Genomic DNA, 15,255 nt, shown 5'->3' on the forward strand with positions numbered 1-15,255 from the left:
AATAGCCTGTCTTTTTAACTTTCTTATTAAGTTCGGAGAAAGACTTTAATCATAAGCCAAGCCCACTGCTAAATACATCCGATATTCTCCTTAATTTTAGAAGTTGTGATAAAAGTTACTTTACCTAAACTTCTCTCTCCATATTTGTAAGGCTCTCATTTGATTCTTGTCAAACATTAATCTGGAAAACTAAAAAATCATTTCTTTTAATTCGTTTTACAGAAATCCTCCTCCGTTATTTCGGATATAGTTTGAATAATTATCAAAAACGGGGTGCAGCCATGCGTAAGAGTTACACATTTGGTATTCCATTTGGACTCCAGAGAGAATCAGGACTCTTTTTAGATATTACAGAGGTCAGCCGGGGTATCGACTGTAACTGCATCTGCCCCGCTTGCAAAACTGATCTGTTAGCAAAGCAGGGGGAGGTCAAGCTTTGGCATTTCTCACACAGTACTGCTGTAGCCGGTGACTGTGATGGTCTGATGGAAGCCATCCGGGGAAAAATTATTGAAGTCATCAACGAGCACCAGGTTCTTGGTTTCCCAAATCTTCTCGCTGGCGACGATGGTGGGCCGGTTTCACTGAATGAGGTTATTGGAAGCGGCAGTATGTTCGGAGGCACAGCTGATCTGTTCGTAAAGGTTAATGATTTATGTGTGGCCGTCTTTCTGGACAGGGATCGTAGCATTTCTGCGAAGTTAACCTTTGACCACCTTCATCCTTCCGAAAGAGTTGCCGCATTGCGTATCGATCTTCCAGATATTGAATATGAAATCAGTCAGGTGCAGCTCGGGCGACGTAAAACAACATACAGTGAGTGCATTGAAAGCCTGATCATTGATGAGACCAGTTCCCGGGAATGGCTATATCATCCATTAATGCATGAACTTGAATCTGAACCTCTTCAGGAGTATCGGGGACGGGAGCCTTCAGAGGAAGGGCCTCTTCTTCAGCGCCTTGCTGACTGTAAGATGAAATTGCCTGATATCCTTCCGGGCAGTCATAACGCGTTAGTCAGGTTACAGCAGGATACGATTGTATGTCTGTGTCGGTTAACGGTTCGGGCTTATGACATCGCTCAGACCGATGAATTTCCTTTGTTCCTTCGCTATTTCAGGTTGCACTGCCTGGAAAACAGCGAACATGTCAGTTACGAAAGACTGATCTGCTGGCAGGAAATGATTTCAAAAACCCAGGAAGGCCAGTCCTTGACACAAAACGAACTTGAATATCTTCATGAGATTGTCCGCATCGCCTTATACAATCACCGGCTTAACAATGTCAGTATTTCAGATGTTAAAAACCATGACACAGGAAAGGAGAGCGGCAGGGTAGAGCCACAAAACTATTCACTCTTATAAATAAATTGGGCTTTGCGCATTAAACCCTTGCCGCAGGAGGTGTACCGCATATCCGGCACAGACAGTCAGTTTTTCTGGCAGCTTAAATTTGACACAGCTTAATATAGTGATTCATTAAACAGGTTCAGTATGCTGCCAGAACGTTTTAGTCGTTATGGGCGTCCGTTAGTTTTCTACTAACTGAACGACGACCAGCCTGCCGCCTTCCTCCTTTGACAGAACAAACTGAGCGTTATTCGTCAGTTCAATTTTTTCCCCAATGGCAATCTGTCGTTTATCCGGTAATGACATAAGCCCATTTATGCCTTCATTTACTAACCACCACTGATCGTTATGGAAAACAAAATACCCAACTCGTTTCCTTTGCAAATCGGTTGTACGCTCATTTGGCGCAATGAGGCGATTCACATGCCACGCATAGATTGACTGCCCGCTCCACACCATCAACCGGTGGTCGTCAGGACGATAACTGCCTTCCTTTCGGGAAGAATATAAATTTAGAACCGGTAATTTACCCTTGTATGGCGTACCGCAGTAGGGACAAACCGGCTTTGTCTTACCCGAGAAAACGTACCATTTCTGTTCACACGCCTTGTTCTGGCAGGGCTGTATCAGATCGACTGTTTTAACCAGGGCGCTTTCCCACTCATCGGCGGTCGGGCGTTTAGTGGCATCGTGTAAGCCATCTATAAAGGCGCGCTCAAACAAAGGTGTCAGATAAGGGCCCATGATGGTGTAAGGAATTTTCTCCGGGTCAGCCCAGGGCAGTGAAAAGGACGATAGCTGACTGACTTTGACTGCATTGCTTTTGTCTGTCGGATGTTCAATGAAGAGTGCCTTCTCACCCATAGATAAGGTCTCATCACGTACTTCATCCGACATGTCATGTATTTTTCCGCCACGTAGCGGATGACGGAAGAACAGATACATGTAGATAAGCACCGACAGCGCATGACGGTCAGTAGTAATGCTTGGCAATACGCGGTTCGGATCCTCTTTGGAAAGATGACTGGTTTTCACCACTTCCGGAGCGATAAAATCCGGGGTGCCCACCACGTCGGGAGGATACTTTCCAGGGACAACCAGGCCGTCTACGTCAATGATGCAGGCATGTCCCATTTCTGGATCGATAAGCACGTTTTTATAGCTTAGATCGCTGTGACAGAGACCTGCCGCATGCATCCTTCTGACGGCTCTTGTCAGCAGCAGACAGACCTTGAGATAGGTAAGCGTATTGCCTCGTTCACGTGGGTCGAGAAATTTGTTCTGGTTGCTGGCGCTGGCAAACCATTTGCCTTCCTTTTCACGACCTTTTATGCCAAGAAAATCATCGTTTTTAGAGCCGTATTTAAAGAAAAAGTAGCTTTTGTAGGTTGGAACCACGATGCCGATTTTATGCCCATGCTCAACAACATGGGTCGGCCAGCAAAACAGGTCCTTCCAGTATTCACCTCCGGACTGGCCAAAAATGTTTTGCCTGTAGCGTCCGGTGATCATATCAATCCGATCCCGGGCCTGCTCGTTCTGCGGTTTATGATAAAAAGCGACGACGTATGATTTATCAGGCGAAAAGTAAACATCCTTCATCGAGCCCGAACCAATTACCTCGTCAACATACTGGACTGTTTCGCCGTCCTTTGTTTTGCACGTAACGATATTTGCCATATTGATCACCGAAAAAGCGTATCCCTTACCACAACACCGCAATAGTGCGGTCATCATGGTTCCCTGTGGAGAAAAAGTTAAGCCAGTCGCCTAACCTCTCAGGCGCAATACTGGCGTCTGTAAGGACAGGGTTGAGCTCATCAACGAGACGGGTCCATTTTTCGTCACTGCGAAGCCCATTATCCGTCTCAAACAGAGGGTCTGAGACGCCGTCTGTCATGAGGATCAAGTGAGATACATCATTCCATTTACCCACGCTGATGCGGCCGCTAAACGAGGGGTCTGCGATAATGCTCTGGTCAAGGAAACGGGTTTGTCCTGCGTATTCTCCGCTATCGGGATTTCCCAGTATCCTGACTTTACCGGAAGGGCTGTATGCACCTATCGCACCATCACCAAGCCAGAATGCAGTCGCAAACAGCTCGTTATCAGTTCGTAGCGCTACAGTTGCCAGAAGGGTTGTTGAATAGGATTTCACAGGTTGTTCTGCACAAATGGCTTCGTTCTGGATACTGTTGACCGCGAGCGTAGCTGCCTGTTTAAAATGATGAAGCATGGCGTTTATTGTTGCCTGCTGATCGCTCCCTTCCCACGCCGTGATGTGCTGCTTTAAATGGACGCCTTTCACACCACTGAGCTGATTTAAAAGGTAATCGCCAGCCGTTTTGACTGCAATCCGGGAGCCTTCCCGGGAATTTACCGCACTACCGGCTCCGTCTGCGACCAGCATGACAGACCATCCTGTTTCCTGGCAGTGGTTGATGTAGAAGTCGTCATCTCTGAAGCTTCCGGCATGCTCATGAGAGCGTCCCCGGCGACTGGCGGCAGCAATACGTATATCACCCCTGACCAGGCCAGCAGCGTCCAGATGGGACTTAGGGTAGGGAGCGTCTGCTGGTGGCTCTACCACCTTCCACAGGCTTCTCGGATCGGGATTGATTATAAATAGCTGTTTTGTTTCACATTCGTCGTGCGACGTGCATGACCAGATTACTGAAAGCTCTATATCGCCGCTTTCGGTGGGAGTACCTGTCAGCAACTCCTGTTCTTTGTCAAAAGACAGGCCAATGTTCCGGGGAAAGACAACGTCCCTGACAGTAGCCTGCTGGCCCTCACCCAGAACGATAGCAACCGGCGAAGAGAAACGTTCGCCTGCGCGGGCGTTGGGGATCGTTATTTTAGCTCTCGGGGGAACGGCAGGTGGCACAGCTAAGCTGGCCCGCTGCTGGCCTGTCGGTATCTGCCCGGGTTTTAATACCAGGGAAGACAGGTTTTCGTCTTCCCTCTGTGCTGGTTTATCAAATTCGTAATAAGGCATCAGCTTCCAGAACGGAGGATGAGGCTCATTTTCTGGCAGGGGTTGCAGTGCTGATGTATCGGTAGCGTCAATGCCCGGGTTATCAGCAACACTTACGACCGTTTGTTGCTGATCGGAAAGACTGGATGCTGACGAGGCGGCAATCTCTGCGTCGTTATCACCTTCGCTAACCCGCGCAGATAAACCCTGTGCAAGGCTCTCAATCCGCTCTTTAAGCCGCATAATTTCTTCGGTAAGGGATGGGTCCTGCGATAGAAGTAAAAGCCGCTCACCTTCAACAGGGTGGCCCAGCTCAGACAGAACTAAGCGGATAATCTTCTCTTCAAGTAAAGCATTTTGCGACATCAACCTCTCCCTCTGTTTACGTCGAAGTTAGTGTTTCCGCCATCATTGCTGAATGACAGGCCTGTTTCACACCACGGGCAGATCACGTCATCCGGGCCGTCAATACACAGCAACTTTCCGCATGAGCACAGGGCAAACGCACTGGCATTACCGCAGTGGGGGCAACCCGGTACGCCATGCAGTTCGCTGGTATTTACCTGCAAACCGGTAGCGGTGGCATCTGACCACGCAAAATAGTCCTCATCGATGGGATAGCATCCGGCAATATTAAAGCTGTTCAGGTTCAGACTGAAATCGAGCCCGGAAACCCTTGCTGGTGGCCGTTCATACTTCATCAGGTACGGACGACGGGTCTTGCTGCAACGGCCGGTAAGCGTAACGCAGTTTTCGTCGTACGCTTTTACTGGCTCGTCCTTGGCCAGCCGGACTATGTATTCAGTCTGGCTGAGCTCAGGTTGTTTGTCGTCCCCGACGCTGCGGCTGTGCGCCGTAACCGAGGCCGTGATCCATTTGATGAAGCGGGTAAAGTCCCCTTCCTGAGATTCGGTGAACAGCATGACATTCTCTGTCAGTTGCCGCAGGATATTCAGGTCCGCTGACGGCCCCAGGCCAACGGCAATGAGATTCACTTTACTCGCGTAGTGATCCTTCCAGCGCTTCACTTCTGCGGTTGTGTCGTCAGTCGGACGTCCGTCGGTAAGGAGATACACGACGGGTTTCCAGTCGCCTTTAGCCTCATGAGTGGTTTTTCTGACCTGGGTATCAATTTGCACGGTCAGCTCACGCAATGCAGCTCCAAGGCTCGTACCGCCGCCAACGGGAAGGCGGGGAGGGTAGAACGAGGCAATTTCGTGAAGAGGTACAATCGTACGGGCTACACCGGCAAATGCGATTACCGAGACCCAGGCTGTTTCAAGTGCGTGTGGATCCTTTCTTAAATCTCCGACGATCATTTGCAGACCATCAGTCATTTTTTTCAGGTTTTCACCAATCATGGACTCTGAACAGTCCAGGACAAAAAACACGGGAAGGCGTCTCATAATTTTCCTCGTACGGCTGGTACGGCCAGCAGAAAACGTTGCTGTACAGAAAGGTGCTGCCCGGAAACAGCACCTTTCTGTCTGTCAGAGCACCAGCTGGATTTCTGGTGGAGGAGGGGGAAGGGTATCAGTTCCGTTATTAATCCCCGCGCTTGTGCTGCCGGAAGACACGCTGGCCGATACCCATTTAAAGAAACCTGCAAACGCGGTTGAATCTAGCGTCTCCAGAGACACAACCTTATCGGTGAGCTGTTTTAAGTGCTCATGGCCTGCTTTAGGACCAACGGCGCAGGCAATGATGGATCCGAATCCCCGGCCGCGAATCGCTTTTACCGCTTCACCGTACGCCAGGGCATCAGAAGGGGTTCCATCAGTCATCAGGAATACCAGAGGACGCCAGTCTCCTTTGGTATCACCATCTGAGCGACGTACATCCCGTTCAACACACTGCATCAGACATTCAAGGGCAGCACCGGTGAACGTCCCGCCTGCGCTTGGCACAACGATGTCAGAAAACTGGAAGTCTTCCAGCGGCGTGAGAGGAATGAACTCACGCGCCTCATTGTCATAGGTGATAATGGAGATATGAACGCTTTCGAGGGCGTAGGGATCCTGGCGAAGAGCGCTAAGCATCGCCTGAATTCCAACGTTAACGGAATGGATTGACTCACCGCGCATCGAGCCGGATGTGTCGATAACAAGGTAAACAGGCAGGCGGCGCATCACATGTAATTCCTCAGGTGCGAGACAAACGAATCTGATTCTGAAGGCTCACCAATTGCCCTGAGTTTCCAGCCTGTAGCCTCGCGTATCAGCTCGGCAAAGACCATGGAGCGCTGGCTGGCGAAGGCGGGTCCGCCAGAAAGATCGAATCGTGCCATTTCAATATTACGGGCATCTACTGCCCGGATGAAGGCATTCTGAACTTTACCAAAGTGCTGCTGGAGCTTTTCACCATTGTAGATCTGAACGATGAACACAATTTTCTCGTACTGAGCGTCAAGGGAATTCAGGCGCACAATAATTTGCTCATCGTCACCGTCACCGGCTCCGGTTCGGTTATCGCCCGTCAGCCAGATATTGCCTGACTTATGGCGAAGGCTGTTGAAAAAGATGATATCGCCATTCACAAGCGTTGGTTTACCATTTTCCACATTGCCGAGATCGGTCACCTTTCCGGCTGAATTACACAGGAAAGCGATCACATCAAGGTCGTATTCTTCTTCTTTTTTACCAAAGATCCCGCCGAGAAAACCTTTCTTTTCCTCATTAATATCCCAACCGAGGCCGATAGTAACGGACGAGAGATCGTATTCATTTTTTTTCAGGCTTACGCCCTGGCCTTTGCTCAGACTGACAGACATGATATCCCCTTAATCAATAAAATTATAAGACCACATTTACTTCTGGCGGCGGCGGTGGCAGGTCTTCAAGACCGATCACTTCTTTTTTGCTGGACTCCACTTTCTGACTGCCTACCGAAATGCTCGCACTGACCCATTTAAAGAAAGCTTTAATCGTCGAACTGTCAGCTGTATCGAGCTGAACCACGATTTCAGTGATTTCTTTGAGGACGCTGGTATCGGCATCATGCCCGGCTGCACATGCCACAACAACGCCGGTTCTGGCCGCTTTAAAGTCATTCAGGCCTTTACGCCAGTCATCATTCGGACTTCCATCCGTCATCAGGAATACAAGGGGACGCCAGTCACCTTTAGTGTCAGCCGTCGTTTTCTGTACTTCTTTGGCAATGGAGCTGGCCGTGAGGGAAAGCGCTTCGCCAAGAGACGTGGTGCCGCTGGCTGTTAGTGCTGGCATCTGGAAACTCAGGAGGTCTGTCAGGGGGACTGCCTGTCGGGCTGAAGAATCAAAGGTGATCACTGACACGTGAGCCGTTTCGAGTGCATACGGATCCTGTTTCAGCGTGGTAAGCAGCGTCTGAACGCCATTTTTAACCGCTTCGATAGGCTCTCCGTGCATAGAGCCGGACGTGTCGAGTAGCAGATATACGGGTAAGCGTCTCAAATGTAATTCCTTCTTAAGAGATCGGAAGAGGAGAGTAGTTTCAGGAAGAGGCCAGGGTTTGTTGATTTGATAAAACGGCACGACATCTGTCGGGTGGAGATTAAATACTCAGAAGCGGCATTAAAGAAATAAGTTAACCACCATAGAATTACCGACATGTGAATGGCCTCTTATCAACAGAAAAATAATTCAGACCGGACTGGAATATAAGATTTCTGAAAAAACTCGGACAAATAAACTGTCTTATGTATGAAATTCATCATACATCACAGATCTGCATGAATGGAGTGTAAAACGCCCAAAGATTGATGTGTAGCACAAGAGGATGTCAAGACACCAGGTTTTGTAGTCAGTAAGGCGCTGCTGGCATTGCGGGAGGAGAATAGATCAAAACTACGTCACGCCAATACAGAGGTAAAATATGACAAAACCGGGGTTTTCACCCCGGTCTGAGATTTAGCGTCAGGACTTTTTAGCGCTGTATTCTTTTATCAGTTCGTCAACGGAGTGCAGAGCCAGCTTCTCTACCGCTTCACTTCGGGTCGAGCCACTCAGCGCAGCCAGACGGTCAATTTTTCTTAAGATCCGCATGCGTAGCGATAAGGACACGGCTGTTTTTTTATCCTTATCGAGTACGACCTTCCCTGTAGACTCACCGGTTTTCAGTTCAGCATTCTGTGCGAGCGCTTCATTCATCCGGCGAAGGGTCTTTTTATCCAGCTGGCCCGGATTAACGAGATGGTAGGAATGACCTGCCTTGCTGTATTTGATCTCCGCAGAATATGACTCGCGTAGCTCTTTGAGGGCCCGGGTTAATGTCGGCTCTGAGCATTCCAGACTGGTTATAATGTCGGCAGCGGAAACGGGCTTGCCGGTGCCCAGTAAGTTGGCAAGCTTAAAAATCCGGGCCTGTCTGGTATTTAATTGCATCGTAAGATTTAGCCTGCTTAAAGGGTTAGTGGTTCAATAGGCTGAAAAATGAAGGTACTGCTCATCTTTCGAATAACCGGGTGATCGCCTAACGCTTCAACCGGATCAATGTGTTCTATGCCTGCAAAATTTACTGACGACATCTGGCTGCGAGTGCATTTGCAGGACAGGATATACTCATCCTCCAGATAGCCGGTCCGCTTACTGACCCGTTGCGTAAAGCCTGACACAATCACGTTGTCGAAAGGTAGCGTATGTAAAACGATACCGACCAGGCGGAACAAGCAGCCATGGACGTGGCGGGCATAGTTTTCGCGTACGGCTTTTTGCGTCATGGCTTTTTCCGTCAGCTCCGTGCCCCGGGCATTAACGCCGTAAATCTTATCAGGGAAATCTTCAATCTCAGCTAAATCAACGTCCAGCAGGACTGCTGATAGCTCCGGCTTTACTTCAAATGCAACAATCGTTTCACGCGGCCATTCAGTTTCTGCCAGCACACCCGCCAGGTATGATTCGAAAAACGCGGCGTCTGTCCGGAACTGCTGCCGGGCATCTGCCTGAGCCGTGGCGAGCCGTTTTTCATGTTCTTCTGCTTCAAACTTCCAGTTTGCATACTGTTCGGCCCAGGCCGTCCGTTGTTGCTGGTACCGGTGCTGTCGAAGGGTATTCTCACGCTCCACATCAATCAGCTCCTGCTGCCACCGGCGAAGATTTTCGGCGTGGCGCTCAGCTTTAGCTGATTCCGATTCAAACCATTTACCCAGAAAACTAATGCCTTCGCTCTCGGCAGGCTTTTCCGGCAATGCAAGGTAGTCTGGCTTTTCTGGACGCACCGGTGCCGGAACCTGAAAAGGCGACGTTCTGTTATGCAGGTATACTGCTTCCAGCTCTGCCCAGCTGATGCCTGTTTTTGGATCCGGCGTCAGCTCGTGAATATTACGGATTGCGGTTACCGCTGACATGAGTTCAGCGGCTTCCTGCTCAAGCGCCTGTCTGAGCCCCGGGTCGGTTGCCGTCCGGTTTCCACCTCCGGAACGCGCGGCCCGGTCAAGCCGGGTACGGTAACTCAGCCCGGTACCGGGCAAGCCCAGATTGGCATAGGTCCCCCGGCTACCAAAAGAAACGGAAGCACCTCTCGGCCCGACACTCAGGCTCGGTGCACCGTTACTCAGGTTGAGGCGAACGCCAGGAATAATGTTGATCGACTTTCTGAACCTGAACCCCATTATGATTTCCTTAATGATGCTGGGTCACGGTAAGTAATCTGATTCCATCAGCGCTTTGCTCGTTCTGTAACCCATAAAAACGAGCTCTGTCCAGAATGCCAGCCGCCCAGCGGCGATGTGTGGCGGGTTCACACATTGCTCCCTGCGACTTAAACACGGCCTGGGTAGAGTTCAGGATCCGCAGAGCGTCAGAATACTCACCCTGAGTGACCATCAGCGCGTTTTGAATGACCTCTATCTGACCCGGGTGAATGGCCGTTTTCCCAACAAGCCCATGTGCCATATCAAGAGCCAGCTCTCTGGCCATAACGGCATGATCGTCAATATGCTCACATACGGGCGCGGTCAGGGCAAAATCACGCGGGCCGAAGACTGAAACGAGCATTTTGATGACGTAGCCCATCGGGCTGTCATACAGCGTCAGGTCCCGGGGGCGGCGAAGCGACACAACGTTCATAAGATCGTTGCCGCCGATTCGAAGCGCAATAATGCGGTCGTGGCAGGGATGTTCCACCAGGCGAGTGGCCAGCTCGCGCATCTGAACCACGTCAAAGACGTCTTCTGTTTCCAGCGTTGGCATCATGCACAGGTGAGTCCCGCCCATGATATCCCACCATTCAGCTAACGAACTGAGGGTAAATTTCGGCAACACAAACCCATCGACAGCGGAAAGATCATAATGCGCTTTTAACCATCTGCCCATGTCGGCATGCCGGGGGCGAATGAACACCAGAGGCCAGTCATTTTTACCCAGGCTACGCATGCTGTTACTGAGCTCGTGCAGCAGGTGCTCCAGATTTTTGAGGGCGATGGGGATGTCTGCTTCACTGACAGCATCCTCCAGGCAAATCACCAGAGAGCGCAAACCCGGGATTTTCCCGTGCAGGACGGCATCAGCAATATCTTCCCGTGTTGCAGGCATGTATAGCGTGGCTCCCAGATTCCAGGGAGAAAGACGATTTTTCATCAGAGTACCTTCTTGATAATGGTTACAGCCCGATACTGGCCGAGGGTTCCCCCCATTTCTGTAACAACTATTCCCTTTTCACGAGCAAGCCCTACAAGCAAGGCAACGTCCGGGTCGTCAATAGAACGCACAAATACATGGTCCGGTACCCGACGTAATACAGCCCGGGTTGCTTCAGCAATACCGGGTTTAATACGATTGACGCTGTCCACTTTAAATTCATCGGCCAGGAACGCGATAACGTCGCGACTTGTCTGCCATAAGACCCGGGCTGACTCCATATTCCAGCTCAGGGTAGCGAGGGATGACGGGGTTAACTTCTTACGGAAATGGGCGACGGTATCGACAAGCATCCGGCTGCATTCGAATTCACTGAGATGCTCGCAAACCATGCACCCATGTAATCCTTCAGAGGACCATACTGACCGGGAGATCAGGCCTGATACCGGCGCACCCATGATGCCAAAAGGAATGAGCCAGTCATCATCACTGGCTGCAAGCCAGGAGCAGCCACAGGGATCGGCCAGGACAACCAGTCGCGGCTGCTCAGGATAGCCCGGGCGATCTTTCAGTGCGCGTACAAGCTCTCCGGTAATTGCGCCTTTACCTGTCCATCCGTCAACAAAGACAATACCGCTGGTACCATGGCGCTCTTCAATGACGTCGAGGGCTGCACCGTCAATTCCACGATCCCGGATAATGCTGATACCGTAATGCCATGAGGTTTTCCCCATGTCACGCAGGGCCTGGTGCAGCATAACGCCGAGCGGCACGCCAGCTCTGACGAGACTGGCCAGTACAATGGGCTCATCACCGAAGCGTTCGGCCAGAGCAATAGCGAGCTGTGTGACTTCTTTTGCAAGTCTCTCTGCGCCCCGATCCAGCGCCCGGTGAAACAAATCAAGATGCCATTGTGTTGGCGCTGGCTCCTGACTGAGCATGTCCGAATAATGTTTCTTCCCTGACTGAATCAGCTCTTCTTTTTGCTCAACCGGCGTCATCTCAATGACTACCGGCTTTAGCAGAAATTCCACGTCACCGGGCTGGTATGAGCCGGTAAATGTGTCATGTGGCTGCATTTTAATTTTCTCCAAAAATTCGCTGTGAAATGGCATCTGCAAACTGACTCTGACGCGGGATGCCAAACCAGCTGCACAGTTTCATAAAACGATGATCGCTCAGGCTGTCGCCCAGACCAATTACGGGGAAGACTCCGCGTTCAGCCCGAAGTTTTTCAAGAAGCCATCTGACTGCCAGCCCTTTCTCAACCGCGGTGGGAAGCCAGGCCACGTTATTACTGTTGCGGTGGATGTAGAAGCCCTCGGTCGGAAACACCGTTTCTATCTCATCTGCAATGGCATTGAGCTCGTCAAGGCGGGTGCTGTCGCGGTGCTTCATCACCATATAAACCGCCGTTTCACCGTATTCGAAGTTCAGCCTTGCCCAGGCATTGATCCCTTTTGCGTCCATCATTTCAGTGATCAGACGCTGCATCGATGTCAGCTTTTCCTGATAGGGAGCCAGCTGGCCGAGCATATGGGCCTTCCACTCCTCGTCGGGTTTGCCTTCTGGCGTGAGAATGACGGCCCCGTGAGTGGTGATTGCCCAGGAGTGGAAAGGGATCCGTACGCGGCTGATTTCTTCAGTTCCCCGTGCGGTAACGGGTATGAGTTCAGCCTGCTCCAGGAGCCAGTCCACCAACATGGACTGTTCTTCCGTCATAAAGCTTCGTGGATTCAGGGTGCGATCAACGGCACCGGTACGGAATGGCTCCAGGGCCAGCTCGTCCACCATTTTACGACGGGTCTGAAAGAGCGTGTCGTCAAGGTCGCTCAGAACAACGGGTTTATTCATAGGTAACAATCTCCACGACGGCCGCAACCTCAGCCAGCGCTTTAAGAAGCTGCGTGTCAATACTTTCTGCGGGTGTCTCAGTACACACAAGAATGCGGTCAAACTGCTGGTGGGCGACGTTATAGACAAAATTGGGGATGCCCAGCCCGTAGTTATCCGTAAAGGAAATGGCGGACTCAATGGCATAACCAACGGCGATAGGGGAGCGGGTGGTCGATCCATAAAATGCCTGTGCTCCGGCAGCTTCGAGCCGTTCAGCAAGCAGGAACGGCTCCCAGACGAATTCCCCGGTCCCGAGAACCAGAATACGTTCCCCCTTGTGGACGGAGACCTCATGGCCGAGATCGGCCGCAGGTGCGAGCATCCCCAGTCGGCCCCAGGACTGTTTTCCCTGGATGTCCCATTCTCCTCGTGAAGTTACGTTGACTTTCGGCATGTCCGGGACAGGTGCATCAGGTAATGGGGTCCATCCCCACTTACCGCTTACAAGAGAAACCGAAGTGACTGGTAAGGTGCTGCGCTCGGACAAGGCTTTGCCACTCCAGTCGGTAAGCGTAACGGCTATAACCTGTTCAATATGTTGAAGCTTGCCGGTATTACGCAGGGCTGAAAGCAGGTTAATAAAGGTATTACCGGTGGTTGCCTCGTCATCAATCAAAACCAGCGTTCGTGCGTTGGTAACACGACGTCTTTTCTCTTCATCATCTGGCAGATAGATCAGATGATCGGTGGCGTGGCTGTGTTCTTCCTTGAACTCGCAAAGCAACGTGCCATCAACCGGGTGACGGGTAGAGGTCAGATAGACAGATTCAGGATGCTGGTGGCGCACTTCATCAAATACACCGGCCCCAAGCCCAACGGCGGTTTCAGCCATACCGATAAACAGTACGGGTCCTGTCAGTGTCGAGGGGAACTGGCTGGCAAGCTGTCTGTAGGCCTGCCGCATGACTGAGGGTGGCACGGGAATGTGCCTGCCGAGTACTTTGCTGACAAACAGAAAGGCGCGTTTCGGGTTACGTCTTTCAGCGATGTCAAACAGGTCATCGAGCGAAACTTCACCCTGGTCGCGGGTTACCTGAATCGTACCGCATGAGAGGGTACGGCGATAAATCATATCTTCGAGGATATCAGACATAAATACGCCTTAATTCAGAAGGTTAGAGAGTGATTCCGGGTATGCAATTACATCCGTAATGGATCTCACCGCAACCGGAGAAAAGGTGTTTTTAGCGCTCTGGCGCACCATATCTTCAGACATCAGACCGAGCTTAAAGGCAGCAAATAACCCAGGAAGGTTCACCCCGCTGTGAAGGGTATAACCCACCCCCCCTGACGGACGCATGTTGGTTTCAAGCAGCACCGGGTTGCCATTCACATCGTTTCGCGTCTGAACATTCACCAGCCCGTCGGCCTTCATAACCCTGGCGCAGTCACACGCCAGTTCCCAGGCGCTTCCTTCGTTTACCAGATACTGGATAACCCCTTCCTTACGGCGTCCCACGGCTGCGAGTATTTCGCCCTTATCCGCGAGGATATCGACGGAAAATTCCGGGCCTGGCAGGTACGGCATCAAAACAAGGGGTTTAAACGACTCAGCAGCTGATGCTGCTGCAATATACTGTTGCGGACTGACCAGACGATGTTCGGGATGATTAAAGACGGCCATAGGCGAAGCACTGTCATCAAAGCGCCAGAATCCCATGCCATAGATACCCGTCACCGGCTTCACGCATACCGGGCTGTCAGTGAACGGCGGGGCCGCGAGGTGTGTTTTTAATTCTGCCAGCGTATTCACCCGCCAGGATGGTACGACCGGGAGACCCTTTTGCTCCATAAACTGAGCAAAAGTAACTTTTTCGTCAGCCAGAGTTAACCAGTCGACGCCCGTTGCACCGGTAGTAAGGGTGGCACCGGTCGATTCAATGGCTGAACGGTGTTCTTCAAACCACTGGCTGTTACGGCCAGTATGAATATGGTGGATGCCGTAGGACTGAATGGTTTCCTGGATAAACTGAAGACGTTTTTGAGGATCTTCAGGTTCAGTCAAAGAATAGTCGGCAACGGAAAGGATTTCATTTCTTTCGTTACGGTGGGAGGCAAAAACGGTAATGGCAAAATTATTTTTTTTTGCAAATGATTTTACCCCCTGAATAATATCTCGCTGGGAGGATAAACCTTCCATAAACCAAATTTTCTTGTTCATTTTTTTTAATTATCCGGAACGCCATGCAAATTTATGATTGAGAAGTGAGTCTATGAGTGTCTAAGCTACATGTCAATCATAATATGATTTATAACTCCTGTGGTTATGGAGTGCGTCAGGTTTTTTGGATTCCTGATAACACATTGATATTTAAATTAAACTTAGAAAATTAACACCCTGAAAAGGATTTCTTTTTGTGTTTTTACAGAAAACTACCAAAATTTCCCTTGTCAGAGAACTTCATCATGATATGATTTTCTTCGTCAGTTACTAAATATACCTTTGATTGTCTCGGTCATTACCATTTTAAGGAATAAA

At 50.5% G+C, this 15,255-nt stretch carries 14 protein-coding genes; 1 reads left to right on the plus strand and 13 read right to left on the minus strand.

Annotated features, from left to right (window positions below; translation table 11 throughout):
- Positions 1-281: 281 nt before the first annotated feature.
- Positions 282-1,364: a competence protein CoiA family protein gene (locus tag CU081_RS24450; RefSeq protein ID WP_001232447.1), complete on the plus strand. Its 1,083-nt coding sequence runs from the start codon at positions 282-284 to the stop codon at positions 1,362-1,364.
- A 165-nt stretch (positions 1,365-1,529) separates the two neighbouring features.
- Here CU081_RS24450 and CU081_RS24455 read toward each other — a convergent pair whose 3' ends face one another.
- The 13 genes from CU081_RS24455 to CU081_RS24515 all read right to left on the minus strand — a co-directional run bounded on the left by CU081_RS24455 (position 1,530) and on the right by CU081_RS24515 (position 14,937).
- A complete protein-coding gene (locus CU081_RS24455) occupies positions 1,530-3,029 on the minus strand; it encodes a helix-hairpin-helix domain-containing protein (protein WP_001284318.1) in 1,500 nt (499 codons plus the stop codon).
- Between the two features lie 25 nt (positions 3,030-3,054).
- Positions 3,055-4,692, minus strand: coding sequence for a PP2C family serine/threonine-protein phosphatase (locus tag CU081_RS24460; protein ID WP_000081060.1), 1,638 nt, complete (start codon positions 4,690-4,692; stop codon positions 3,055-3,057).
- Positions 4,692-5,732, minus strand: a complete 1,041-nt coding sequence (locus CU081_RS24465) for a TerY-C metal binding domain-containing protein (RefSeq protein ID WP_001253656.1) — start codon at positions 5,730-5,732, stop codon at positions 4,692-4,694. Before CU081_RS24465 ends, CU081_RS24460 begins: the two co-directional genes overlap by 1 nt.
- Before the next feature lie 84 nt (positions 5,733-5,816).
- Positions 5,817-6,455, minus strand: coding sequence for a vWA domain-containing protein (locus tag CU081_RS24470; protein ID WP_001253658.1), 639 nt, complete (start codon positions 6,453-6,455; stop codon positions 5,817-5,819).
- Entirely contained in the window at positions 6,455-7,096 is a 642-nt protein-coding gene (locus CU081_RS24475) for a TerD family protein (RefSeq protein WP_000116681.1), read from the minus strand. Before CU081_RS24475 ends, CU081_RS24470 begins: the two co-directional genes overlap by 1 nt.
- 22 nt (positions 7,097-7,118) lie before the next feature.
- Complete coding sequence (locus CU081_RS24480; protein WP_001253657.1) at positions 7,119-7,757, minus strand: vWA domain-containing protein; 639 nt, start codon at positions 7,755-7,757, stop codon at positions 7,119-7,121.
- 462 nt (positions 7,758-8,219) lie between these two features.
- Entirely contained in the window at positions 8,220-8,687 is a 468-nt protein-coding gene (terW, locus tag CU081_RS24485; protein WP_001176767.1) for a tellurium resistance protein TerW, read from the minus strand.
- 17 nt (positions 8,688-8,704) lie between these two features.
- On the minus strand, positions 8,705-9,913 hold the full coding sequence (locus CU081_RS24490; protein WP_011152964.1) for a DUF4236 domain-containing protein: 1,209 nt from the start codon (positions 9,911-9,913) through the stop codon (positions 8,705-8,707).
- A gap of 10 nt (positions 9,914-9,923) precedes the next feature.
- Positions 9,924-10,880: an HpcH/HpaI aldolase/citrate lyase family protein gene (locus CU081_RS24495; RefSeq protein WP_031942304.1), complete on the minus strand. Its 957-nt coding sequence runs from the start codon at positions 10,878-10,880 to the stop codon at positions 9,924-9,926.
- Positions 10,880-11,959 (minus strand): cysteine protease StiP family protein, encoded by a 1,080-nt coding sequence (locus CU081_RS24500; protein ID WP_001585166.1) that lies wholly within the window; start codon positions 11,957-11,959, stop codon positions 10,880-10,882. The genes CU081_RS24495 and CU081_RS24500 overlap by 1 nt, the downstream gene beginning before the upstream one ends.
- A 1-nt stretch (position 11,960) precedes the next feature.
- The gene (locus CU081_RS24505) at positions 11,961-12,734 is read right to left on the minus strand and encodes a hypothetical protein (RefSeq protein ID WP_001040058.1); all 774 of its coding nucleotides are present in this window, start codon (positions 12,732-12,734) and stop codon (positions 11,961-11,963) included.
- On the minus strand, positions 12,727-13,869 hold the full coding sequence (locus CU081_RS24510; RefSeq protein ID WP_001280115.1) for a phosphoribosyltransferase domain-containing protein: 1,143 nt from the start codon (positions 13,867-13,869) through the stop codon (positions 12,727-12,729). Before CU081_RS24510 ends, CU081_RS24505 begins: the two co-directional genes overlap by 8 nt.
- A gap of 9 nt (positions 13,870-13,878) precedes the next feature.
- Positions 13,879-14,937, minus strand: coding sequence for an ATP-grasp domain-containing protein (locus CU081_RS24515; protein ID WP_012695441.1), 1,059 nt, complete (start codon positions 14,935-14,937; stop codon positions 13,879-13,881).
- Between the last annotated feature and the right edge of the window lie 318 nt (positions 14,938-15,255).

This window comes from Enterobacter sp. CRENT-193, from assembly GCF_002787395.1.
GTDB classification, from domain to species: Bacteria; Pseudomonadota; Gammaproteobacteria; order Enterobacterales; family Enterobacteriaceae; genus Enterobacter; species Enterobacter hormaechei_C.